The organism is Pseudomonas sp. SJZ077 (genome assembly GCF_007993905.1).
Taxonomy (GTDB): Bacteria; Pseudomonadota; Gammaproteobacteria; order Pseudomonadales; family Pseudomonadaceae; genus Aquipseudomonas; species Aquipseudomonas mandelii.
In genome coordinates this window covers 180,338-203,604 of the sequence record NZ_VIUJ01000010.1, presented here as the reverse complement: position 1 = coordinate 203,604, position 23,267 = coordinate 180,338, and the positions used below count along the sequence as shown (strand labels likewise).

The 23,267-nt window shown below is 60.0% G+C and carries 20 protein-coding genes; 13 read left to right on the top strand and 7 right to left on the bottom strand.

Annotation, left to right across the window (positions count from 1 at the left end):
• Positions 1–155 precede the first annotated feature (155 nt).
• The 3 genes from FBY01_RS17105 to csrA all read left to right on the top strand — a co-directional run bounded on the left by FBY01_RS17105 (position 156) and on the right by csrA (position 1,698).
• Positions 156–971, top strand: coding sequence for an SDR family oxidoreductase (locus tag FBY01_RS17105; RefSeq protein WP_010461756.1), 816 nt, complete (start codon positions 156–158; stop codon positions 969–971).
• Positions 972–1,035: 64 nt separating this feature from the next.
• Positions 1,036–1,368, top strand: a complete 333-nt coding sequence (locus FBY01_RS17100) for a YnfA family protein (RefSeq protein WP_077747972.1) — start codon at positions 1,036–1,038, stop codon at positions 1,366–1,368.
• A gap of 144 nt (positions 1,369–1,512) precedes the next feature.
• Positions 1,513–1,698 carry a carbon storage regulator CsrA gene (gene csrA / locus FBY01_RS17095; protein ID WP_010461752.1) on the top strand — a complete coding sequence of 62 codons (186 nt, stop codon included), beginning with the start codon at positions 1,513–1,515 and terminating at the stop codon, positions 1,696–1,698.
• Between the two features lie 5 nt (positions 1,699–1,703).
• Here csrA and FBY01_RS17090 read toward each other — a convergent pair whose 3' ends face one another.
• The 5 genes from FBY01_RS17090 to mnmC form a co-directional block, all read right to left on the bottom strand.
• Positions 1,704–1,931, bottom strand: coding sequence for a YheU family protein (locus tag FBY01_RS17090; RefSeq protein WP_010461751.1), 228 nt, complete (start codon positions 1,929–1,931; stop codon positions 1,704–1,706).
• A 194-nt stretch (positions 1,932–2,125) separates the two neighbouring features.
• On the bottom strand, positions 2,126–3,316 hold the full coding sequence (locus tag FBY01_RS17085; protein WP_010461749.1) for an osmoprotectant NAGGN system M42 family peptidase: 1,191 nt from the start codon (positions 3,314–3,316) through the stop codon (positions 2,126–2,128).
• Between the two features lie 161 nt (positions 3,317–3,477).
• Positions 3,478–5,226, bottom strand: coding sequence for an N-acetylglutaminylglutamine synthetase (gene ngg / locus FBY01_RS17080; protein WP_145308713.1), 1,749 nt, complete (start codon positions 5,224–5,226; stop codon positions 3,478–3,480).
• Positions 5,227–5,229: 3 nt separating this feature from the next.
• Positions 5,230–7,002, bottom strand: coding sequence for an N-acetylglutaminylglutamine amidotransferase (locus FBY01_RS17075; RefSeq protein WP_145308711.1), 1,773 nt, complete (start codon positions 7,000–7,002; stop codon positions 5,230–5,232).
• A gap of 199 nt (positions 7,003–7,201) precedes the next feature.
• Positions 7,202–9,181, bottom strand: a complete 1,980-nt coding sequence (gene mnmC, locus FBY01_RS17070; RefSeq protein ID WP_145308693.1) for a bifunctional tRNA (5-methylaminomethyl-2-thiouridine)(34)-methyltransferase MnmD/FAD-dependent 5-carboxymethylaminomethyl-2-thiouridine(34) oxidoreductase MnmC — start codon at positions 9,179–9,181, stop codon at positions 7,202–7,204.
• A gap of 183 nt (positions 9,182–9,364) precedes the next feature.
• Between mnmC and pap the strand changes: the two genes are divergently transcribed.
• On the top strand, positions 9,365–10,888 hold the full coding sequence (gene pap, locus FBY01_RS17065) for a polyphosphate:AMP phosphotransferase (protein WP_077747970.1): 1,524 nt from the start codon (positions 9,365–9,367) through the stop codon (positions 10,886–10,888).
• A 102-nt stretch (positions 10,889–10,990) separates the two neighbouring features.
• The gene (locus FBY01_RS17060) at positions 10,991–12,175 is read left to right on the top strand and encodes a thiolase family protein (protein WP_077747969.1); all 1,185 of its coding nucleotides are present in this window, start codon (positions 10,991–10,993) and stop codon (positions 12,173–12,175) included.
• 123 nt (positions 12,176–12,298) lie between these two features.
• Here FBY01_RS17060 and FBY01_RS17055 read toward each other — a convergent pair whose 3' ends face one another.
• Entirely contained in the window at positions 12,299–12,493 is a 195-nt protein-coding gene (locus tag FBY01_RS17055; protein ID WP_042932915.1) for a DUF6316 family protein, read from the bottom strand.
• A gap of 210 nt (positions 12,494–12,703) precedes the next feature.
• Here FBY01_RS17055 and FBY01_RS17050 point away from each other — a divergent pair, with 210 nt between their 5' ends.
• The gene (locus FBY01_RS17050; protein WP_010461711.1) at positions 12,704–13,663 is read left to right on the top strand and encodes a DMT family transporter; all 960 of its coding nucleotides are present in this window, start codon (positions 12,704–12,706) and stop codon (positions 13,661–13,663) included.
• Positions 13,664–13,784: 121 nt separating this feature from the next.
• On the opposite strand, the gene FBY01_RS17045 is transcribed toward FBY01_RS17050, so the two are convergent.
• Positions 13,785–15,179 (bottom strand): class II fumarate hydratase, encoded by a 1,395-nt coding sequence (locus tag FBY01_RS17045; RefSeq protein ID WP_145308691.1) that lies wholly within the window; start codon positions 15,177–15,179, stop codon positions 13,785–13,787.
• A 191-nt stretch (positions 15,180–15,370) separates the two neighbouring features.
• Between FBY01_RS17045 and FBY01_RS17040 the strand changes: the two genes are divergently transcribed.
• From FBY01_RS17040 to FBY01_RS17010, 7 genes are all read left to right on the top strand, one after another.
• Positions 15,371–15,895 (top strand): DUF2059 domain-containing protein, encoded by a 525-nt coding sequence (locus FBY01_RS17040; protein ID WP_010461709.1) that lies wholly within the window; start codon positions 15,371–15,373, stop codon positions 15,893–15,895.
• Between the two features lie 12 nt (positions 15,896–15,907).
• Positions 15,908–16,201, top strand: coding sequence for a BolA family transcriptional regulator (locus FBY01_RS17035; protein WP_010461708.1), 294 nt, complete (start codon positions 15,908–15,910; stop codon positions 16,199–16,201).
• Positions 16,202–16,366: 165 nt separating this feature from the next.
• Entirely contained in the window at positions 16,367–17,308 is a 942-nt protein-coding gene (locus FBY01_RS17030) for a rhodanese-related sulfurtransferase (RefSeq protein WP_010461707.1), read from the top strand.
• A gap of 39 nt (positions 17,309–17,347) precedes the next feature.
• On the top strand, positions 17,348–17,950 hold the full coding sequence (locus tag FBY01_RS17025) for a DsbA family protein (RefSeq protein WP_169858238.1): 603 nt from the start codon (positions 17,348–17,350) through the stop codon (positions 17,948–17,950).
• Positions 17,943–19,760 carry an ABC transporter ATP-binding protein gene (locus tag FBY01_RS17020; RefSeq protein WP_145308689.1) on the top strand — a complete coding sequence of 606 codons (1,818 nt, stop codon included), beginning with the start codon at positions 17,943–17,945 and terminating at the stop codon, positions 19,758–19,760. The genes FBY01_RS17025 and FBY01_RS17020 overlap by 8 nt, the downstream gene beginning before the upstream one ends.
• 135 nt (positions 19,761–19,895) lie before the next feature.
• On the top strand, positions 19,896–22,355 hold the full coding sequence (locus FBY01_RS17015; RefSeq protein WP_145308687.1) for an EAL domain-containing protein: 2,460 nt from the start codon (positions 19,896–19,898) through the stop codon (positions 22,353–22,355).
• A 78-nt stretch (positions 22,356–22,433) separates the two neighbouring features.
• Positions 22,434–23,195 (top strand): TenA family transcriptional regulator, encoded by a 762-nt coding sequence (locus tag FBY01_RS17010; protein ID WP_370654439.1) that lies wholly within the window; start codon positions 22,434–22,436, stop codon positions 23,193–23,195.
• The last annotated feature ends 72 nt before the right edge of the window (positions 23,196–23,267 follow it).

Sequence of the window (23,267 nt, the reverse complement as noted above, 5' to 3'; positions counted from 1 at the left end):
TTCGAAGAAAGCCTTATTTCGTTTTTGGCGGTGTTAGTTGATTCCGGCGCTCCCTCGGTTTGCTCGGACCATTCAGCAATCTGATGGAGCGTGGGTCGCGCAATGTCCTTCGCTACACTCAGCGCATCTTCCCCAGAACAACAAGGCTGTTTGCTATGCAAAATCGCATGATGATCACTGGCGCGGGCTCAGGCCTGGGTCGCGAAATCGCGCTGCGCTGGGCGCGTGAAGGCTGGCAGCTGGCCTTGTCGGACGTCAGCGAACCCGGTCTGCAGGAAACCCTGAAGCTGGTTCGCGAAGCGGGTGGCGACGGTTTTATCCAGCGTTGCGATGTGCGCGATTACAGCCAACTGACCGCTTTCGCCCAGGCCTGCGAAGAGAAACTTGGCGGCATCGATGTCATCGTCAACAACGCTGGCGTGGCCTCGGGCGGGTTCTTCAGTGAACTGTCCCTGGAAGATTGGGACTGGCAGATCGCGATCAACCTGATGGGCGTGGTCAAGGGCTGCAAGGCCTTCCTGCCGCTGCTGGAAAAAAGCAAAGGCAAAATCATCAACATCGCGTCCATGGCCGCTCTCATGCAAGGCCCGGCCATGAGCAACTACAACGTGGCCAAGGCCGGCGTAGTGGCCCTGTCCGAAAGCCTGCTGGTCGAATTGGCGCAACAGGAAGTGGGCGTGCACGTGGTCTGCCCGTCGTTCTTCCAGACCAACCTGCTGGATTCCTTCCGTGGCCCGACTCCGGCCATGAAAGCCCAGGTCGGCAAACTGCTGGAGAGTTCGCCGATCACCGCGACGGACATTGCCGATTACATCTATGAGCACGTCGCCGCCGGTGAATTCATGATCCTGCCCCACGAGCAGGGCCGCATGGCCTGGGCACTCAAGCAGAAGAACCCGCAACTGCTTTACAACGAAATGACCACCATGGCCGACAAAATGCGCGCCAAGGCCAAACAAAACGCAGGCTGAACTTGCCCGTGCGCAACACCGTCGTTAGGGTGGCCGCAACCGGTCATCCTTACGAGACGTGTGCATGCTCAATTACCTGTGGTTTTTCCTTGCGGCGCTGTTCGAAATCGCCGGCTGCTTCGCCTTCTGGATGTGGCTGCGCCAAGGTAAGAGCATGTGGTGGGTGGTGCCGGCGCTGCTCAGCCTGACGTTGTTCGCGCTGTTGCTGACCCGTGTCGAGGCGACTTACGCCGGTCGCGCCTATGCCGCCTATGGGGGCATTTACATCGTCGCCTCGATCGGTTGGCTGGCGGTGATCGAGCGAGTTCGTCCCCTGGGCTCAGACTGGCTGGGCGTGGCGCTGTGCGTGATCGGGGCCAGTGTGATTCTGTTCGGCCCGCGTTTCTCTGCTTCCTGAAGCGGCATTCAAACGATTTGTCAGACGTTTCCGTAAGGGGCATCTTCCTGCGCTGTAGGGCGGGACTGATTTGCCGCTGTTGCATTGAAGAGCGGCTGCGGGCCGGGCATCTTCGAGGGCCGGTAACCCTGAAGGATGAATGCCATGCTTGTACTCAGTCGCGTTGTGGGCGAGATGATTTCCATCGGTGACAACATTTCAGTGCGCATCATCGCCGTCAACGGAGGCAGCGTGCGCTTCGGTGTCGAAGCGCCACAAAACGTCAATGTGCACCGGGCCGAGGTCTACGATCGCATCCAGGTCAAACTGGCGAAAACCAAAAGACGCTGAGCGCCTCAGTCGAACAGGTGCTTGGGCACATCGTGCTTGAGCATCAACTGGCATTGCTCGCTGTCCGGATCAAAAACGATCAGCGCCTGCCCCTTGGTCAATGCCTGGCGAACACGCAATACGCGGGTTTCCAGCGGCGTGTCGTCACCATTGTCCGTACCGTCGCGGGTCACGAAGTCCTCGATCAGGCGGGTCAGGGTGTCGACTTCAAGTTGGTCGTAGGGAATCAGCATAGGCACCTCGGCTAAACAATGGCGCGATGCTACGGCGAATGATCGGTTGCGGCTAGCCCGGGACCTGATGTGGTACCTGATACACCGCCTTCGCGGGCAAGCCTCGCTCCTACTGGTTTCGCGCATCGACACATAACCTGTAGGAGCGAGGCTTGCCCGCGAAGGCGATCTCTCAGACGCTGAAAAAGCCAGGGTCAGCTGTCTGTTCGTTGCCCCACCAGACTATCCACCGACGGCACCCGCGTATCGCTTTCCATCTGCGTGTCGTGCTCGATTTGATGACTGAACCGGTCCAGCGAGCCCTTTGCCGGCTGCGCATCACTGGCAAATACCGGCGGGCTCAGAATGTAGGCGCCGAGTAGACGACTCAGCGCCGCCAGGCTATCGATGTGCGTGCGCTCGTAACCGTGAGTGGCATCGCAGCCGAAGGCGAGCAGGGCGGTGCGGATGTCGTGCCCGGCGGTGACCGCCGAATGCGCATCGCTGAAGTAATAGCGAAACAGGTCGCGGCGCACCGGCAACTCGTTTTCACTGGCCAACCTGAGCAAGTGCCGCGACAGGTGATAGTCGTAAGGCCCGCCGGAATCCTGCATCGCCACGCTCACCGCGTGTTCGCTGGAATGCTGGCCGGGCGCAACCGGCGCGATGTCGATGCCGACGAATTCGCTGACGTCCCAAGGCAACGCAGCCGCCGCGCCGCTGCCGGTTTCCTCGGTGATGGTGAACAGCGGATGACAATCGATCATCAACTCCTCACCGCTGTCGATGATCGCTTTCATCGCCGCCAGCAGCGCCGCTACACCCGCCTTGTCGTCGAGGTGACGGGCGCTGATGTGACCGCTTTCGGTGAACTCCGGCAGCGGGTCGAAGGCGACGAAATCGCCCACGCTGATCCCCAGGGAATCGCAGTCGGCGCGGGTGGCGCAGTAAGCGTCCAGACGCAACTCAACGTGATCCCAGCTGATCGGCAATTCATCTACGGCGGTGTTGAATGCGTGCCCGGAAGCCATCAGCGGTAACACGCTGCCGCGAATCACACCGTTGTCGGTGAACAGGCTGACGCGGCTGCCCTCGGCAAAACGACTGGACCAGCAACCGACCGGGGCGAGGGTCAGGCGACCGTTGTCTTTCACTGCGCGAACCGCGGCGCCGATGGTGTCGAGGTGAGCGGAGACCGCACGGTCCGGGCTGTTTTTCTTGCCCTTGAGCGTGGCGCGGATGGTGCCGCGCCGGGTCATCTCAAAGGGAATGCCCAATTCTTCAAGGCGTTCGGCGACGTACCGCACGATGGTGTCGGTAAAGCCGGTCGGGCTGGGAATGGCGAGCATTTCCAGCAGGACTTTTTGCAGGTAATTGAGATCCGGTTCGGGAATTTTGCTGGTCATGGAAACTCCTGATGAGTAAAGAACATCGATGGTTTCGATGAGGGAAAAGTTGGGTGCCTGACCTGGCGCCTTCGCGAGCAAGATTCGCTCCTACAGGTACTACGCTTTTTTTTGTAGGAGCGAGGCTTGCCCGCAAAGGCGTCAGTCCAGCCGACACATGACTAGGAAACTACCGGCTGACTGTGCGGAAACAGCAAATCCACAAACCGCTCTGCCGTCGGCTGCGGTTCATGGTTGGCCAGCCCGGCGCGTTCGTTGGCTTCGATAAACACGTATTCCGGTTGATCGGCGGCAGGCACCATCAGGTCGAGCCCGACCATGGGAATGTCCAGCGCCCGCGCAGCCCGTACGGCGGCATCGATCAGGGTCGGATGCAAGATCGCCGTGACATCCTCCAGAACGCCACCGGTATGCAGATTTGCCGTACGCCTGACGAACAGATGCTCGCCGGCCGGCAGAATACTGTTGTAGTCATAACCCGCCGCCTGCAGCGTGCGCTCGGTCTCATGGTCCAGCGGGATTTTGCTTTCACCGCTGGTGGCCGCCTGCCGACGCCGACTCTGCGCTTCGATCAGCGCGCCGATGGAATGCTGACCATCGCCCACCACCTCCGCAGGCCGGCGAATCGCCGCGGCGACCACCTCGAAACCGATCACCACAATGCGTAAATCGAGACCTTCGTGGAAACTTTCCAGCAGCACGCGGCTGTCGAACTGCCGGGCTGATTCGATGGCTTGCTGGACCTCTTCAATTGTCCGCAAATCCACCGCGACGCCTTGACCTTGCTCACCATCCAAAGGCTTGACCACCACCCGCTCGTGCTCGTCGAGAAACGCCAGGTTGTCGTCGGCGTTGCCGGCCAGCTGCTGCGAGGGCAGGTTCAAACCGGCGGCCTTGAGCACTTTGTGCGTCAGGCTTTTGTCCTGGCACAGGCTCATGCTGATGGCGCTGGTCAGGTCGCTCAGGGATTCGCGGCAACGCACCCGGCGTCCGCCATGGCTGAGGGTGAACATCCCGGCGTCGGCATTATCGACGTGCACATCGATGCCGCGTCGATGGGCTTCCTCGACAATGATCCGCGCATAGGGGTTGAAATCGGCCTCAGGCCCAGGACCCAGAAACAGCGGCTGGTTGATGCCGTTCTTGCGCTTGATGGCGAAGGTCGACAGGTTGCGAAACCCCAGTTTGGCGTAGAGACTTTTCGCCTGGCGGTTGTCGTGCAACACCGACAGGTCCAGGTAACTCAGCCCACGGCTCATGAAGTGCTCGATCAAATGCCGCACCAGCACTTCACCGACGCCGGGCCGCGAACAGTGCGGATCGACCGCCAGGCACCACAGGCTGCTGCCGTTCTCCGGGTCGTTGAACGCCTTGTGATGGTTGAGGCCCATGACGCTGCCGATGATCGCGCCGCTGTCTTCATCTTCGGCCAGCCAATACACCGGGCCGCCCTGATGTCGCGGCGTCAGCAAATTCGCATCAATGGGCAACATGCCGCGCGCCTGGTACAGCTGATTGATCGCCTGCCAATCAGTCTCGCTTTGCGCCCGGCGAATGCGAAAGCCGCGAAACACCCGGGTTGACTGACGGTAATCGCTGAACCACAAACGCAAGGTGTCGGAAGGGTCGAGGAACAGTTGCGCCGGTTCCAGCCCCAAAACTTGCTGGGGGGCGGCCACGTACAATGCGATGTCGCGCTCACCGGGCTGCTCGTTGAGCAACTCTTGCGCCAGGCTCGCCGCGTCCGGGAAGGTATGGCCGATCAGCAACCGGCCCCAGCCGCAATGCACCGCAATCGGCGCCGCGCCCAGTTCACTGCCGTCTTCGGCCAGCCGTGCCTGCAAACGTTCATAGGAGGGGGACTGACCGCGCAACAAGCGTTGGCTGTAAGCCGTGGCGTGGGGTTTCATCGATCAGATTCCTTGTTCACTGAGCCACAGGTTCAGCGCCGCCAATTGCCACAGCTTGGAGCCGCGCAACGGGGTCAGCTGGCCTTGCGGATCGGTCAGCAGGCGGTCGAGCATGGCCGGGTTGAACAGGCCGCGATCCTGGCTTGGATCGAGCAGCAGTTCGCGCACCCAGTTCAGCGTATCGCCCTGCAAATGCTTGAGGCCCGGCACCGGAAAGTAACCTTTCTTGCGGTCAATCACTTCGCTTGGAATGACCAGTCGAGCAGCCTCTTTCAAGACTTGCTTGCCACCGTCCGGCAGTTTGAATTTGCCCGGCACCCGGGCCGACAATTCCACCAGGCGATAGTCGAGAAACGGTGTGCGCGCTTCCAGGCCCCAGGCCATGGTCATGTTGTCGACACGTTTGACCGGGTCGTCCACCAACATGATCGTGCTGTCCAGACGCAGGGCTTTATCCACCGCCGCCTCGGCGCCGGGCTGTGCGAAATGTTCCTTCACGAAGTCACCGGCCGCGTCATTGGCCGTCAGCCATTTCGGTTGCACGGTGGCGGCGTAATCCTCGTAGCTGCGATCGAAGAACGCGTCGCGATAGGCCGCGTACGGATCGGCGGCGCCATCGACTTGTGGGTACCAGTGATAGCCGGCGAACAACTCGTCCGCGCCTTGGCCGCTCTGCACCACTTTGCAATGCTTGGCCACTTCCCGTGACAGCAGGTAGAAGGCGATGCAGTCATGGCTGACCATCGGCTCGCTCATGGCGCGGAACGCCGCGGGCAGTTGTTCGATGATCTCTTTCTCGTCGATGCGCAGTTGATGGTGCTGCGTGTTGTAGTGTTTGGCGATCAAGTCCGAGTACTGGAACTCATCACCACGTTCGCCGCCGGCATCCTGGAAACCGATAGAGAAGGTCGACAGGTTTTCCACGCCGACTTCACGCAACAGACCCACCAGCATGCTCGAATCGACACCGCCCGACAGCAGTACGCCGACGTCCACGGCCGCACGTTGACGGATCGCCACCGCGTCGCGGGTGCTGTCGAGTACACGGTCACGCCAGTCTTCGAGCGTCAGGTTCATCTCGTCGGCGTGTGGGCCGTAAGGCAGGGTCCACCAGGTTTTCTGCTCAGTGGTGCCGTCCACTTCGATGCGCATCCAGGTTGCCGGTGGCAGTTTTTCGATGCCGGCCAGCAAGGTACGCGGTGCCGGGACCACGGCGTGGAAATTCAGATAGTGATTGAGTGCCACCGGATCGAGGATCGGGTTGATGTCGCCGCCCTTGAGCAACGCCGGCAGGGCCGAGGCAAAGCGCAGGCGCTGCCCGGTGCGCGACAGGTACAGCGGCTTCACGCCGAGACGGTCACGCGCGATAAACAGGCGCTTGGCGTCGCGTTCCCAGATCGCGAAGGCGAACATGCCATTGAGTTTCGGCAGCAGTGCCTCGCCCCAGGCGTGATAACCCTTGAGCAGCACCTCGGTGTCACCACCGGAATAGAAGGCATAACCGAGGCTTTCCAGTTCGGTGCGCAGTTCCGGGAAGTTGTAGATCGCGCCATTGAAGGCCAGGGACAAACCCAATTGGTTGTCGACCATCGGCTGCGCCGAGCCGTCCGACAGGTCCATGATTTTCAGGCGACGGTGGCCCAGGGCAATCGGCCCCTGGCTGTGGAAGCCCCACGCGTCAGGGCCACGAGGGGCCAGGTGATGGGTGATTCGTTCAACGGCTGCAAGGTCCGCAGGTTGATGATCAAAGCGTAACTCGCCAGCTAATCCGCACATAAAGTCCTTACCGGTTTTTCCGTTGGGGAGGGTCAATCGATACCCGCCAAAAACGGCGGGTACTCAGAAACTGACCCGGTGGGATCGTGGGAGTTTTAGATCGATAAGTAATAAGGGGGAATGTGCAGGGAGGCGCCTTCAGCCGAAAACGCCGGTCCGCACGCGATAGATCGATCGATTAAACCGTCAGAATGCGGATTCATTTACCCCGAATCAGGCGCCGCAAGGCGAAACGATTCGGATGGCACGCCTCGGCCACGGCTCTGGGTAATGGCAGCGGTTCGTTGTCGAGCCAGGCCGCGAGCAACTCGCCTGACAACGGCGCGGTAATCAGCCCTCGTGAGCCGTGGCCGCTGTTGACGTACAAACCGTCCAGCCATGGACATGGGGTGTCTGGCGTTTGCCGGGCGTCCTTGCTCAGGGCGATGTAGGCGTCGGCGAAGGCCTGGCGATCAGACAAAGGGCCGACAATTGGCAGGTAGTCGGGGCTGGTGCAGCGGAACGCCGCGCGACCTTCAAGTGCCTCGGGTCGCAGGGCCTCTGCGCCGAGTCGGGCGACCAGATCCACCGAGATTTCTTCGAGCATCTGCAGGTTGCCGGCATGCTCGGCCGTGGTGGGCGTCAGGTCGTCGTTGTTGAAATCAAAACTGGCACCCAGGGTGTGTTCACCCAGGCGGGCCGGCGCGACATAACCTTCGGCACATACCACGGTGCTCAGGCTCTGGCTTGCAGGTGTTTGGGGCAGGCGGGTGATCTGTCCACGAATCCGTTTGAGCGGCAAGTCGCTGCTGAAGTCGAAACGCTTGATCTCGGCGGCGCCGGCCAGCACCACCACCGCTGCGTTGGCCAGCAGCCTGTGACCCTCCCACGCTTGCCATTGCCCTTCGGCACGACGCAGTTCCAGTACATCGTGATGGGGCAGGAACCGGATACTCGGATGCGCCGCTTGCCATGCGCACAGGGCGGGCGGATGCACCCAACCGCCTTCGGGGTAAAACAGGCCACCCGATTGCAACGCGATGCCCGCGCGGATCTGCGCGTGTTGCTGATCGAGTGTGTGCAGCAAATCCTCGGGAAACGCCGCCGCCAGTTGTGCCTGACGTTCGGCTTCCTTGGCGTTGAAGGCCAGTTGCAGCACACCGCAATCGTCCCAGTCGACGCCTCGGTGCAAGTGCTCAAGCAAACGCCGGGTGTGACCGAAACCACTGACAATCAACTGTGACAAGGCCGTGCCATGGGCCGAGAGCTTGAGGTACAACACGCCCTGGGGATTGCCCGACGCTTCCTGTGCCAGCGCATCGTGGCGCTCCAGCAAACTGACTTGCCAGCCCCGTGCCGCCAGGCTGGCGGCGGTGGCGCAACCGGCCAGTCCTGCGCCAATCACCAAAGCGTGACGTTCGCCGGTCAACGGCGTTGGGCGGGCAAACCAGGGTTTCGCAATGACAGGCGTGGAGGTTTCTGCAGGCCAGCCCAGAAACACACCGCGCAGGATTTCCCATTTGTGACCGATGCCGGGCGTGCGCTTCATCTTGAAGCCCGCCGCGTTCAACAGACGGCGCACCCAACCGGTGCTGGTGAACGTGCTAATGGTCGAGCCGGGCGCTGCCAATCGAGCCAGTTCGGCAAACAACTCGGCGGTCCACATGTCGGGATTTTTCGCCGGGGCAAAACCGTCGAGAAACCACGCATCAATCTGCGCGTCCAGTTGCGGCAATTGCTCCAGCGCATCACCGATCAGCAACGTCAGGGTCACACGACCGTTGTCCAAGACCATTCGCTGGAAGCCTTGATGGATCGCCACGTATTGCGCCAGCAATTGATCGGCAAACGGCTTGAGCTCCGGCCACAAAGCCAGCGCACGCTGCAGGTCTGGCTGGCTCAGCGGGTACTTTTCGACACTGATAAAGTGCAGGCGCGCACCGGCCACGGCGTGCTGTTCGAACAACTGCCAGGCGCAGAGGAAGTTAAGTCCGGTACCGAAACCGGTTTCGCCAATGACCAGTCGACCGCCGTCGGGCAACGCGGCGAAGCGTTCACGCAAACCGTTCTGTTCGAGAAATACGTAGCGGGTTTCTTCAAGGCCTGACTTGTCCGAAAAATAGACATCGTCGAACACCCGCGAATACGGGCGACCCTGGTCGTCCCAGTCGAGTTGGGCGTGAGGCAATACAGGTTTCATGGCAGGCTCGGCAACGGCAAGGCGGCCATTCTAGCCGATCGAGGTGGTGATGCCTGATCCATGGCAGTGTCGGGTAGTGGTGCCACAGGCAATCGCCACAAAAAGCCGACCGGCAAGGAATTTTCTGTGATGACGGACAGCCCAATCCGCTAGTCTTGGCGCAATCAGGAAAGGGAGTCGTCCATGTTCGAATCTGCTGAAATCGGTCACGCCATCGACAAAGAAACCTACGACGCTGAAGAACCGGCACTGCGTGAAGCGTTGCTCGAAGCGCAGTTCGAACTTCAACAGCAAAAGCGCTTTCCGGTGATCGTCCTGATCAACGGCATCGAAGGCGCCGGGAAGGGCGAGACGGTCAAGTTGCTCAACGAGTGGATGGACCCGCGTCTTATCGAAGTCCGCACTTTCGATCAGCAGACCGATGAAGAGCTGGCGCGACCTCCGGCCTGGCGCTACTGGCGGATGCTCCCGGCCAAGGGGCGCATGGGGATTTTCTTCGGCAACTGGTACAGCCAGATGCTCCAGGGCCGGGTCCATGGACTGTTCAAGGACGCGGTGCTGGATCAGGCGATCAACCAGTCGGAGCGCTTTGAAAAGATGCTCTGCGACGAAGGCGCGCTGATTTTCAAGTTCTGGTTTCACCTCTCCAAGAAGCAGATGAAGGCGCGCCTCAAGGCGCTCGCCGACGACCCTTTGCACAGCTGGCGCATCAGTCCGCTGGACTGGCAACAATCCCGGACTTACGACAAGTTCGTGAAGTACGGCGAGCGCGTGTTGCGTCGCACCAGCCGCGACTATGCGCCTTGGCACGTGATTGAAGGCGTGGATGTGCATTACCGCAGTCTGGCGGTGGGCAAGATCCTGCTCGAAGGCCTGCAAAGTGCCTTGAAACGATCCAGAATCCATCCCGCCAAGGTCAACGCTGCGCCGCTGCCGATCCATGTCGATCAGCTCAACCTGCTTGACAGCCTCGACTTGAGCCAGCGTCTGGACAAGGAAGATTACGAAGAACAACTGATTACCGAGCAGGCGCGATTCTCGGGCCTGATGCGTGACAAACGCATGCGCCAATTCGCCTTGATCGCTGTGTTCGAAGGCAATGACGCGGCGGGCAAGGGCGGTGCAATCCGGCGCGTGGCCGCGGCGCTCGATCCACGTCAGTACAGCATCGTGCCGATTGCCGCGCCCACCGAGGAAGAACGGGCGCAACCGTATTTGTGGCGCTTTTGGCGGCACATTCCGGCCAAGGGCAAATTCACCGTATTCGATCGCTCGTGGTATGGCCGGGTATTGGTCGAGCGCGTCGAAGAACTCTGTCCGCCCGCCGACTGGCTGCGGGCCTACAGCGAGATTAACGACTTCGAAGAGCAGATTTCCGAATCGGGCGTCATCGTGGTCAAGTTCTGGCTGGCCATCGACAAGGAAACGCAACTGGAGCGTTTCGAATCCCGTGAAGACATTCCCTTCAAGCGTTTCAAGATCACTGAAGACGACTGGCGCAATCGGGACAAGTGGGACGCTTACCGCGCGGCCGTCGGCGACATGGTTGACCGCACCAGCACGGAAATCTCGCCATGGACGCTGGTGGAGGCCAATGACAAGCGCTGGGCTCGGGTCAAGGTCCTGCGCACGATCAACCTGGCGCTGGAAGCCGCGTTCGAAAAATCCGACAAGCACGACAAGAAGGCCAAAAAACGCAAGTCGTGAGCCGATGGTTACGCATACGCGGGGTGAATGATTGTCGCGGTCGGTTATGGGGTGGACTTATGCTCGGTCCACTCCCAACCGATAACAACAATGAGGTATGCCATGCGTGAAGTGGTGATCGTCGACAGCGTGCGGACCGGCCTGGCCAAATCCTTTCGCGGCAAGTTCAACCAGACCCGTCCGGATGACATGGCGGCGCATTGCGTCGATGCCTTGTTGGCGCGCACAGGCATCGACCCGGCCAGTGTCGAGGATTGCATCGTCGGTGCGGGCTCCAACGAAGGCGCCCAGGGCTACAACATCGGTCGCAACGTCGCGGTGTTGTCACGCCTGGGTATCGGCACCGCAGGCATGACTCTCAACCGTTTCTGCTCGTCGGGCTTGCAGGCCATCGCCATCGCCGCCAACCAGATCGCGTCGGGCTGCAGCGACATCATCGTGGCCGGTGGCGTCGAGTCGATCAGCCTGACCATGAAAAGCGTCAACACCGACCACCTGATCAACCCGCTTCTGAAAGAGCAGGTGCCGGGCCTGTATTTCCCGATGGGCCAGACTGCTGAAATCGTTGCACGTCGTTACGACGTCAGTCGCCAGGAACAGGATCTCTACGCCCTGCAGAGTCAGCTGCGTACGGCCCAGGCTCAGGCCGCTGGTTTGTTCGATGATGAAATCGTGCCGATGGCGGTGAAGTATCGGGTTGAAGACAAGGTCACCGGCCAGGTGCAGATCCTCGACGGGATCGTCGACCGCGACGACTGCAACCGCCCGGACACCACGCTGGAAAGCCTGGCCGGGCTGAAACCGGTATTTGCCGAAGACGGTTCGGTCACGGCGGGTAACTCGTCGCAGCTGTCCGATGGCGCTTCGATGACGCTGGTCATGAGTCTGGAAAAAGCCCTGGCGCTGGGTCTCAAGCCCAAGGCGTTCTTCCGTGGTTTCACGGTAGCCGGGTGCGAACCGGACGAGATGGGCATCGGTCCGGTGTTCTCGGTGCCGAAATTGCTCAAGGCCAAGGGTTTGCGGGTGGCTGACATTGATCTGTGGGAGCTCAACGAAGCGTTTGCGTCGCAGTGCCTGTACAGCCGCAATCGCCTGGAAATCGATAACGACAAGTACAACGTCAATGGCGGCTCGATTTCCATCGGCCACCCGTTCGGCATGACCGGCTCGCGTCAGGTCGGGCACATTGTGCGTGAGTTGCAGCGGCGCAACTTGCGGTATGGCGTGGTCACCATGTGCGTGGGTGGCGGGATGGGGGCGACGGGGTTGTTCGAAGCGGTGCGCTAAGTCCGCAAGACTTCTATTGCCTGATTGACCGCTATCGCGAGCAGGCTCGCTCCCTCATTGGATCTATGGCACGCCATCAGAACCCTGTGGGAGCGAGCCTGCTCGCGATGGCAGCACCTCGGTCTATCGATCTAGACTCACAAGCTGCATCCGCGCGATGTAAGCCTGAATCTCCCGCGCAGCCGCCTGCGGATTATCAAACGGCCCCTCCAGCGTGTTTTCCCGGGTGCTGAAAAAAAGTTCTCCATTCACACGACACACCCGGTCGCAACGAAAGTGCGTGGCGGGGGCGGTGTCCTGGGCGCGCTTGCCGTACATGGCGGTCTCCTGAGGGATGTTCCGGTCGGTGGATCCAATGAGCTTATGCATGAACCACTTGCGGTGCCTGACCAACTGATCGGCGGCACTTCGCCAGATTAATGGTGCGACCTGCACAGTTTCATTCGCGGCCCGTCGCCAACTGTCCCTGTGTCGCGCCGAGGTCTGCGCCTAGAATGGTGTTTCTTGCCATCTGGCTTTGGGGTTCGCATGCACATTTCATCCGGTCGCTGGGTTTACGGTCTGTTCCTGGCCTTGCTGACCGCAGTCCTGTGGGGAATCCTGCCGATCAAACTCAAGCAAGTCCTGCTGGTGATGGACCCGGTGACGGTGACCTGGTTTCGCCTGACGGTGTCCGGTGGCTGCCTGTTCATTTATCTGGCAGCGACCAGGCGCCTGCCCAGTCGCAAAGTCCTCGGCCCGCGCGGTGGCTGGCTGGTGTTGATGGCGGTGCTCGGCCTGGTCGGCAACTACGTGTTGTACCTGATGGGCCTGAACCTGCTCAGCCCCGGCACCGCGCAACTGGTTGTGCAGATGGGCCCGATCATGTTGCTGATCGCCAGCCTGTTTGTGTTCAAGGAACGGTTCAGTGTGGGGCAGGGGATTGGTCTGCTGGTGCTGCTGATCGGTTTTGCGCTGTTCTTTAATCAACGTCTGGCCGAGCTGTTGACCTCGCTGACCGATTACACCGCCGGCGTGTTGCTGGTGCTGCTGGCTTCGACGGTCTGGACGTTTTACGCACTGGGGCAGAAGCAACTGCTGACGGTGTGGAATTCGTTGCAGGTGATGATGGTGATCTACCTGTTCTGCGCGCTGTTGCTGACGCCTTGGGTGCATCCGCTGGAGGCGCTGCAGTTGAACCCGTTGCAAGGCTGGTTATTGCTGGCGTGCTGCATGAACACCTTGATCGCTTATGGCGCCTTTGCCGAAGCGCTGGCCCATTGGGAAGCTTCGCGGGTGAGTGCGACGCTGGCGATAACACCGTTGGTGACGTTTGGCGCAGTGGCCGTGGCCGCGTGGGCATGGCCGGAATATGTGCATGCCGAGACGATCAATGGCCTGGGGTATGGCGGGGCGGTGTTGGTGGTGGTGGGGTCGGCGTTGGTGGCGTTGGGGCCTTCGTTGATTGCCGGGCTCAGGGCTCGGCGAGTACGGATAGCCGCAGGTTGAACCGCGTTATCGTTCTTCGCGAGCAGGCTCGCCCCCACATTTAACCGAGTTCTATCAGAAGAATGCGGCCCCCTGTGGGAGCGAGCCTGCTCGCGATGGCTGACTGTCAGGCGCTACACACTCAGCCCTTGGCGCCCGCTTCCAACATATTCTCCGGCCTTACCCACGCATCAAACTCTTCATCCGTCAGATACCCCAGCTGCAATGCCGCCTCTCGCAAGGTCAGCCCCTCGCTGTAAGCCTTCTTGGCAATCTCCGCCGATTTGTCGTAGCCGATATGCGGGTTCAGCGCGGTCACCAGCATCAGCCCACGCTCCAGGTGCTCGGCCATTTTCGCCGCGTCCGGTTCCAGGCCGGCGATGCAATGCTGCTGGAAGTTGCTGCAGCCATCGCCCAGCAGGCGGATCGATTGCAGCAGGTTGTGGATGATCACCGGTTTGAACACGTTCAGTTGCAAGTGCCCCTGACTCGCCGCAAAACCAATGGCGACGTCGTTGCCCAGGACTTGGCACGCCAGCATCGACAGCGCTTCACACTGGGTCGGATTGACCTTGCCCGGCATGATCGAGCTGCCCGGTTCGTTGGCCGGCAGTTTCACTTCGGCAAAACCTGCACGCGGCCCGGAACCTAGCAGACGCAAGTCGTTGGCGATTTTCATCAGGGTCACGGCGAGGGTTTTCAGCGCGCCCGACAGGGTGGTCAGCGGCTCATGGCCGGCCAGCGCGGCGAACTTGTTCGGCGCGGTAACGAACGGCAGGCCGGAAAGGGCCGCCAACTCCGCAGCGATCGCTTCACCAAAACCGTGGGGTGAGTTCAGCCCGGTGCCGACCGCGGTGCCGCCTTGCGCCAGTTCACAGACCGCCGGCAGTGCGCTGCGGATTGCCCGTTCGGCGTAATCCAGTTGCGCGATGAACGCCGAGAGTTCCTGGCCGAAGGTGATCGGCGTGGCGTCCATCATGTGGGTGCGGCCGGTCTTGACCAGTTTCATATACCGCGCCGCCAACTCGGCCAGGCCGCCGGAGAGTTCACTGATTGCCGGTAGCAAATGCTGCTGCACTGCCTGGGCGGCGGCAATGTGCATGGCGGTCGGGAAGCAGTCGTTGGAGCTTTGCGAGCGGTTGACGTGATCATTGGGGTGAACCGGGGTCTTGCCACCACGCGGGTTGCCGGCCAGTTCGTTGGCGCGGCCGGCGATCACTTCGTTGACGTTCATGTTGCTCTGGGTGCCGCTGCCGGTCTGCCAGACCACCAGCGGGAACTGGTCGTCGTGGCTGCCGTCGAGCACTTCGTCTGCGGCCTGTTCGATCAGGCGGGCGATGTCGGCGGGCAGGTCGCCGTTGCGGTCATTGACCCGCGCCGCGGCTTTCTTGATCAGGGCCAGTGCGTGCAGCACGGCCAGGGGCATGCGTTCGTTGCCAATGGCGAAGTTGATCAGCGAGCGTTGCGTTTGAGCACCCCAGTAGGCCTCATCCGGGACTTCCACCTGGCCAAGGCTGTCGGTTTCGATACGGCTCATCTTGCACACTCCTGTAGGTCGATAGCGCAGTTTAGGCCGTGATCGCCGGCCGTGGTTCCATCAGTCTGTTTTTTGACCGTTCGCCCCCTCTAATTCAGGCCTGACAAGGCTTGGGGTTGAGTGACACACTTTTTTAGGCGCAGAATGGTCGCCCTTGGGGTTTTACCTCGCCTGCTAGAAAAGGAAACTCGATGACTCGTCTTCGTGCCATCTGTACCGCGGTTGCACTGGTTTGCGCCAGCGGCCCTGTTTTTGCCGATACCGCCAGCCACAACGCCAGTGCCGAAGCTTTCCTGACCCTGGCGCACGCTGACAAATTGGGCACTCCGGTGTACATGCAAGTGCAGCAAATGTTCGCTCAGCGCTTTGAACAGACCAAAGCCCCTGAATCGAAAAAAGCCCTGCTGGAAACCTATCAAGCCAAGGCCAACGCCGCTCTGGACGCAGCCATTGGCTGGAACAAGCTGAAGCCAGACATGGTCAAGCTCTACACCACCAACTTCAGCGAATCCGAGCTGAAAGACCTGGTCGCGTTCTACAAGTCGCCACTGGGCAAGAAAGTCCTGGAAAAAATGCCGCAGCTGACTCAGCAGTCGGCCCAGATGACTCAAGCCAAGCTGGAAAGCGCGGTGCCTGTGGTCAACAAGCTGTTGGCTGACATGACTGCCGAGCTGGAGCCTAAAGGCGCCGCCGCTCCAGCCAAGAAAAAGCCTTAAGCGGAGCCCGGTATGACCATGCAACAACGCATCGAATCGACGCTGGGCTTGTTACAGCCCGAGCATCTGCAAGTGCTGGATGAAAGCCACATGCACAGCCGTGGGTTGCAGACCCACTTCAAGGCGGTGGTGGTCAGCCAGCAGTTTGAAGGGCTCAACCGCGTCAAGCGTCACCAGAAAGTCTACGGTACGCTCGGCGAGCTGATGGGCGAGTTCCATGCGTTGGCGCTGCATACCTACACGCCTGAAGAATGGGCACAGATCGACGCGGCCCCGGCCTCGCCAACCTGTGCTGGCGGCAGCTAGGAGCAAGGCTTGCCTGCGAAGGCGTCCTCAAGATCGCCTTCGCGGGCAAGCCCCGCTCCTACAGAAGCACTTATTTTTGATAGACTGCCCAACGCGCCGCTCACCCGGCGCGTTTTTTTTATTCCGGTTCACCCTTTGCGAGGGTAGCCACCTGGAGAAACACCCATGACACAACAGATTGTCGTGGCGGCACTGTATAAGTTCGTCACTCTGGAAGATTACGTTGCCCTGCGCGAGCCACTGCTGCAAGCCATGGTCGACAATGGCATCAAGGGCACGCTGCTGATCGCCGAAGAAGGCATCAACGGCACCGTGTCCGGCAGCCGCGAAGGCATAGACGGGCTGATGGCCTGGCTCAAGAACGACCCGCGCATGGACGACATCGACCACAAAGAGTCGTACTGCGACGACCAGCCGTTCTACCGCACCAAGGTCAAGCTCAAGAAAGAAATCGTCACCCTCGGCGTCGAAGGCGTGGACCCGAACAAACAGGTCGGCACCTACGTCGATCCACAGAACTGGAATGCGCTGATCAGCGACCCTGAAGTGCTGTTGATCGACACCCGCAACGACTACGAGGTTTCGATCGGCACCTTCGAAGGCGCCATCGACCCGAAAACCACCAGTTTTCGCGAATTCCCCGACTACATCAAAGCCCACTTCGACCCGGCCGTGCACAAGAAAGTCGCGATGTTCTGCACCGGCGGCATTCGTTGTGAGAAGGCCTCTAGCTACATGCTCAGCCAGGGTTTCGACGAGGTCTATCACCTCAAGGGCGGTATCCTGAAGTACCTTGAAGAGGTGCCGCAGGAAGAAACCAAATGGCAGGGCGACTGCTTCGTGTTCGACAACCGCGTGACCGTGCGCCATGACCTCAGCGAAGGCGACTACGATCAATGTCATGCCTGTCGTACGCCGGTAAGCGTCGAAGACCGCACGTCCGAGCATTATGTGGCCGGCATCAGTTGCCCGCATTGCTGGGATACGCTGAGCGAGAAAACCCGTCGCAGCGCCATTGATCGGCAGAAGCAGATCGAACTGGCCAAGGCGCGCAACCTGCCTCACCCGATCGGCTACAACTACAAGCAAACTCCTTCAGAGGCTTGAACCATGTCTGCCCAACGCCTGCTCTATGTGATGGACCCGATGTGTTCCTGGTGCTGGGGCTTTGCGCCCGTCGCCAACGCGCTGGTCGAGCAGGCGCAGGCTGCAGGGGTGGACGTGCACCTGGTGGTGGGCGGCTTGCGCACCGGCAGCGGCTCCGCATTGGAGCCGACTACCCGGCGCTACATCCTTGAGCATTGGCAAGCCGTGACCCAGGCCACCGGCCAACCGTTCAAGACCGAAGGCGCATTGCCTGACGGTTTTGTCTACGACACCGAGCCTGCCTGCCGGGCGTTGGTGACCGCGCGTAGCCTGGCGCCGGATTGCGCGTGGAAACTGCTCGGCCTCATTCAGCACGCGTTCTATGCCGAAGGCCGAGACGTCACCCACGCCAGTGTCCTGGTCGAGTTGGCCGAGAAAGCCGGCCTGCCGCGCATCGAGTTTGCGGCCGCGTTCGACCGTGCCGATCAGCACGCCGCGACTGCTGCCGATTTCACCTGGGTCCAGGACCTCGGCATCGCCGGATTCCCAACGCTGTTGGCCGAACGTAGCGGGCAACTGGCGCTGCTGACCAATGGCTATCAACCCTTGAGTGAATTGTCGCCATTGCTCGGCCGTTGGCTGGAGCGCGCTGCCTGTGCATGACCTGCCCGATGACACGCCAGCTCCCAAGCGTGTCGATCGGCTGAGTTGGGCTGAAATCCGGCGGCTGGCCCTTCACCATAAAAAATCCCTGTGGATCGCCAATGGCGTGGCGGTGCTGGCCACCCTGTGCAGCGTGCCGATTCCGTTGCTGCTGCCGTTGCTGGTGGACGAAGTGCTGCTGGGGCATGGCGATTCCGCGCTGAAAATCATGAACCACGCGTTGCCGGAAGGCTGGCAGAAAGCGGCGGGCTACATCGGCCTGATGCTGCTGGTGACTTTGTTGCTGCGCTGCGGCGCCTTGCTGTTCAACGTGGTGCAGGCGAAGTTGTTCGCGGCGCTGGCCAAAGACATCGTGTATCGCATCCGCATACGGCTGATCGAACGGCTCAAGCGTATTTCCCTGGGGGAATACGAAAGCCTGGGCAGCGGCACGGTGACCACGCACCTGGTCACGGACCTGGACACGCTGGACAAATTTGTCGGCGAGACACTCAGTCGATTCCTCGTGGCGATGCTGACGCTGGTCGGCACTGCAAGCATTCTGATCTGGATGCACTGGAAGCTGGCGCTTTTGATCATGTTGTTCAATCCGCTGGTGATCTACGCCACGGTGCAACTGGGCAAGCGGGTCAAGCACCTGAAGAAGCTCGAGAATGACAGCACCTCGCGTTTTACCCAGGCCCTGACCGAAACCCTCGACTCGATCCAGGAAGTGCGTGCCGGCAACCGTCAGGGGTTTTTCCTCGGGCGTCTGGGGCAGCGGGCCCGGGAAGTGCGCGATTATGCGGTGACCTCGCAGTGGAAGACCGATGCGTCGAACCGTGCCAGTGGCTTGCTGTTCCAGTTCGGCATCGATATTTTCCGCGCTGCGGCGATGCTCACCGTGTTGTTCTCCGACTTGTCCATCGGGCAGATGCTGGCGGTGTTCAGCTACCTGTGGTTCATGATCGGTCCGGTCGAGCAACTGCTCAATTTGCAATACGCCTATTACGCCGCCGGCGGTGCGCTGTCGCGGATCAACGAGTTGCTGGCCCGCGACGATGAGCCGCAATACCCCGGCGGTGTCGATCCGTTTCAGGGGCGGGACACCGTGGGCATCGAAGTCCAGGGCTTGAGTTTCGGATACGGCGACGAGTTGGTGTTAAACCAGATGGACCTGTCCATCGCCCCCGGTGAAAAAGTGGCGATTGTCGGTGCCAGCGGTGGCGGCAAGAGCACCCTGGTGCAGTTGCTGCTGGGGTTGTACACGCCCCTTGCCGGGACCATCCGCTTCGGTGGCTCGACCCAGCAGGAGATCGGCCTGGAGACCGTGCGCGAAAACGTCGCCGTGGTCCTGCAACACCCCGCGCTGTTCAATGACACGATACGCGCCAATCTGACGATGGGCCGTCTGCGCAGCGACGAGGCCTGCTGGCAAGCGCTGGAGATTGCCCAGCTGAACCAAACGGTTCGAGAATTGCCTGATGGTCTGGACAGCATTGTCGGACGCTCTGGCGTGCGCTTGTCCGGTGGTCAGCGGCAACGGCTGGCGATTGCGCGGATGGTGCTGGCGGAACCCAAGGTGGTGATTCTCGACGAGGCCACCTCGGCGCTGGACGCTGCCACCGAATACAACCTGCACCTGGCGCTGGCGCGGTTCTTGAGCAACCGCACCACGCTGATCATTGCGCATCGGTTGTCGGCGGTGAAACAGGCTGATCGGGTGCTGGTGTTCGACGGCGGGCAAATTGCCGAGGATGGTGACCATCAGCAACTGATTGCCGAAGGTGGGTTGTACGCCAAGCTTTATGGCCATTTACAGCAGCATTAGTGACAGCCCGCGTCAGGTTTGCGGCAAGTGCATGCAAAATACGGGCGCTGGCTTGCCGGGATCGAATACGCACCCTAGTCTAGCTGTAGCGATCACGTTGGATGATGATCTGGCAGTGCTAATACAAGGGACCTCATGAAGCAAAAGCGGACTCTCGGAACCCCTAGGTTATTGGGCATCGTCTGGCCATTTATTGCCGTAGTGCTATTTCAAGCGCTGTTGGGCGGGGTCAGTCTCTATGTACTTTCGGCAGTTCGCGGCTATGTGGCCGGGGAGAGCCTGTGGTCCAAGGGCCAGAAGGACGCCATCTATTACCTCAATCTCTACGCGGACAGTCGCGACGAGGCCATTTTCCTCAAGTACCAGAACGCCATTGCCGTACCCCAGGGTGGTCACGAGTTGCGCGTGGCGCTGGATCACCAGCCACCGAATATCGAAGCCGCACGGGTGGCGATTCTCAAGGGGGGCAATCATCCCGACGACGTCTCCAGCGTGATCTGGCTGTACCTCAATTTCAGGCATTTCAGTTACCTTGAAAAAGCCATCGACCGCTGGACGGTGGGTGACGCGTATCTGGTGCAACTCGATAACGTCGCCCAAGAGATGCACCGGAGCATTACCGAAAATCAGGCGTCGGACGCTGACATCAAACGCTGGAAAGACCAGATTTTTGCAATCAACGATGGTGTGACGCCTGCCGCCACAGCCTTCAGCGATGCCTTGGGCGAGGGCTCGCGCTTGATTCTGCGCCTGCTGCTGGTCACGAACCTGGCCACGGCCCTGGGCTTGATTGCATTAGCGCTGATGCGTACCCACAAACTGCTCAAACAGCGCCATGCCTTTGCCGAGGCCTTGCAGTTGGAGAAAGACCGGGCGCAGATCACCCTGCAATCCATTGGCGACGGGGTGATTACCACGGATGTCGACGGTGCGATCGCCTACATGAACCCGGCGGCCGAGGCGTTGACTCACTGGAAGGGCGAGCAGGCCATCGGCTTGCCGCTGGCGGCCTTGTTCAATCTGCTGGATGACAACGCTCAGGCTGACGGCTTTACCTTGATCGAGCACATATTGAGCGGTCAGCTCAGCGGCGCCAGCGAGCATTCCAAACTGATCCAGCGCCTCGACGGCAGCACCGTCTCGGTCACCCTGGTCGGGGCGCCGATCCGCAACGCCGACAAGGTCAGTGGCGCCGTACTGGTGTTGCATGACATGACTCAGGAGCGCCAGTACATCGCCAATCTGTCCTGGCAGGCGACCCACGACGCCTTGACCGGGCTGGCCAATCGTCGCGAGTTCGAGTATCGCCTGGAGCAGGCGCTGCACAATCTGACCCGATACTCTGGGCGCCACGCCTTGATGTTCCTCGATCTGGACCAGTTCAAACTGGTCAACGATACCTGCGGCCATGCGGCGGGTGACGAACTGCTTCGGCATATCTGCGCGCTGTTGCAATCAGGCTTGCGCGAAGGTGACACGCTGGCCCGGCTGGGTGGCGACGAGTTCGGGATTTTGCTGGAAGACTGTCCGCCGGAAGCGGCCGAGAAAATTGCCGAGAGCCTGCGCCATACCGTGCAGAACCTGCACTTTGTGTGGAAAGGCCGGCCATTCGTCACAACGGTGAGCATCGGGATGGTTCATATCGCGCAAACCCCGACCACCCTCGAAGCTTCACTGCGTGCTGCCGATATGGCCTGTTACATGGCCAAGGAAAAAGGGCGTAACCGTGTTCAGGTGTATAACGCCGATGATTCGGAACTGTCCCTGCGTTTCGGTGAGATGGCGTGGGTACAGCGCCTGCACATGGCCCTGGAAGAGGATCGCTTTTGCCTGTATTCCCAGGAAATCGCACCCCTTGGTCATACCGAACACGGCGGCGGGCATATAGAAATCCTGTTGCGTCTACATGATGAAGCCGGGCGCATGATATTACCGGACAGTTTTATTCCGGCTGCCGAACGTTATGGTCTGATGACCGCACTTGATCGTTGGGTGGTGCAGAACGTCTTTAAGATCATTGCCCAATGTATTGCCGAAGAGCGCAAAGGTCCTTTGGCCATGTGTGCGATTAATCTGTCAGGCACTACTATCGGAGATGACGCGTTTCTGGACTTCCTGAGGGAACAGTTTGTTGCATGGTCCATTCCACCTGAAATGATTTGTTTTGAAATTACAGAGACCAGTGCAATTTCCAATTTGGGAAGTGCAATTAGATTTATCAATGAACTCAAAGGTTTAGGTTGTCACTTTTCGTTGGATGACTTCTGCGCCGGTATGTCCTCATTCGCCTACTTGAAACATTTACCTGTAGACTTCTTGAAGATCGATGGAAGTTTCGTAAAGGATATGCTGGACGACCCGATTAACCGCGCCATGGTAGAAGTGATCAATCACATCGGCCATGTCATGGGTAAGCGCACGATTGCCGAGTTTGTAGAAACACCCCAGATCGAGCAGGCATTGCTGGAGATCGGGGTCGACTTCGCTCAAGGGTATGTCATTGAACGCCCGCATCTGTTTACCTGCGATAGTTTGCAAAGTCGTCCTGCCCGGCCTCAACCTTTGTTATTCAAGGCGCCCGGCACGTTCCGTTGAAATCTCTTGCTGATCCTAACAATCACAATCAAAAGGAGCCTGACAGTGATCGACACATTCAATCGAACCGGACCACTCATGGAAGCTGCAAGTTATCCCGCATGGGCGCAACAGCTCATCAAGGACTGCAGCGAGAGTAAGCGCCGGGTTGTCGAACACGAACTGTATCAGCGCATGCGAGACAATAAGCTCGGCGCAAAAACCATGCGGCAGTACCTTATTGGTGGCTGGCCCGTCGTTGAACAGTTCGCGTTATATATGGCACAAAACCTGACCAAGACTCGTTTTGCCCGCCACCCCGGTGAAGACATGGCGCGTCGTTGGTTGATGCGTAACATTCGTGTCGAACTTAACCATGCCGATTACTGGGTTAACTGGAGTCGGGCCCATGGGGTCAGCCTGGAAGACTTGCAGGCGCAACACGTTGCACCTGAACTTCACGCCTTGAGCCACTGGTGCTGGCACACCAGTTCGGCGGATTCGCTGATTGTCGCCATTGCCGCGACCAACTACGCCATCGAAGGTGCGACTGGAGAGTGGTCGGCATTGGTCTGTTCCAATGGTGTCTATGCGGCCGCGTTCCCGGAGGAAGATCGCAAGCGGGCCATGAAGTGGTTGAAGATGCACGCTCAGTACGATGATGCCCATCCCTGGGAAGCGCTTGAAATCATCTGCACATTGGCGGGCCTGAACCCGAGCAAATCCCTGCAAGTGGAATTGCGCCAGGCGGTCTGCAAGAGTTACGACTACATGCACCTGTTCCTGGAGCGCTGCATGCAGTTGGAACACTCTGAAAAGGCTCCGGTCGCGCGTGAGCGCATGGCATTGGCCGAAAGCTGATCCATAGGTATTACAGGCAAAAAAATGTGGGAGCGGCGTTGCGGCGATCCGAGCAAGTCGGATCGCCGCACC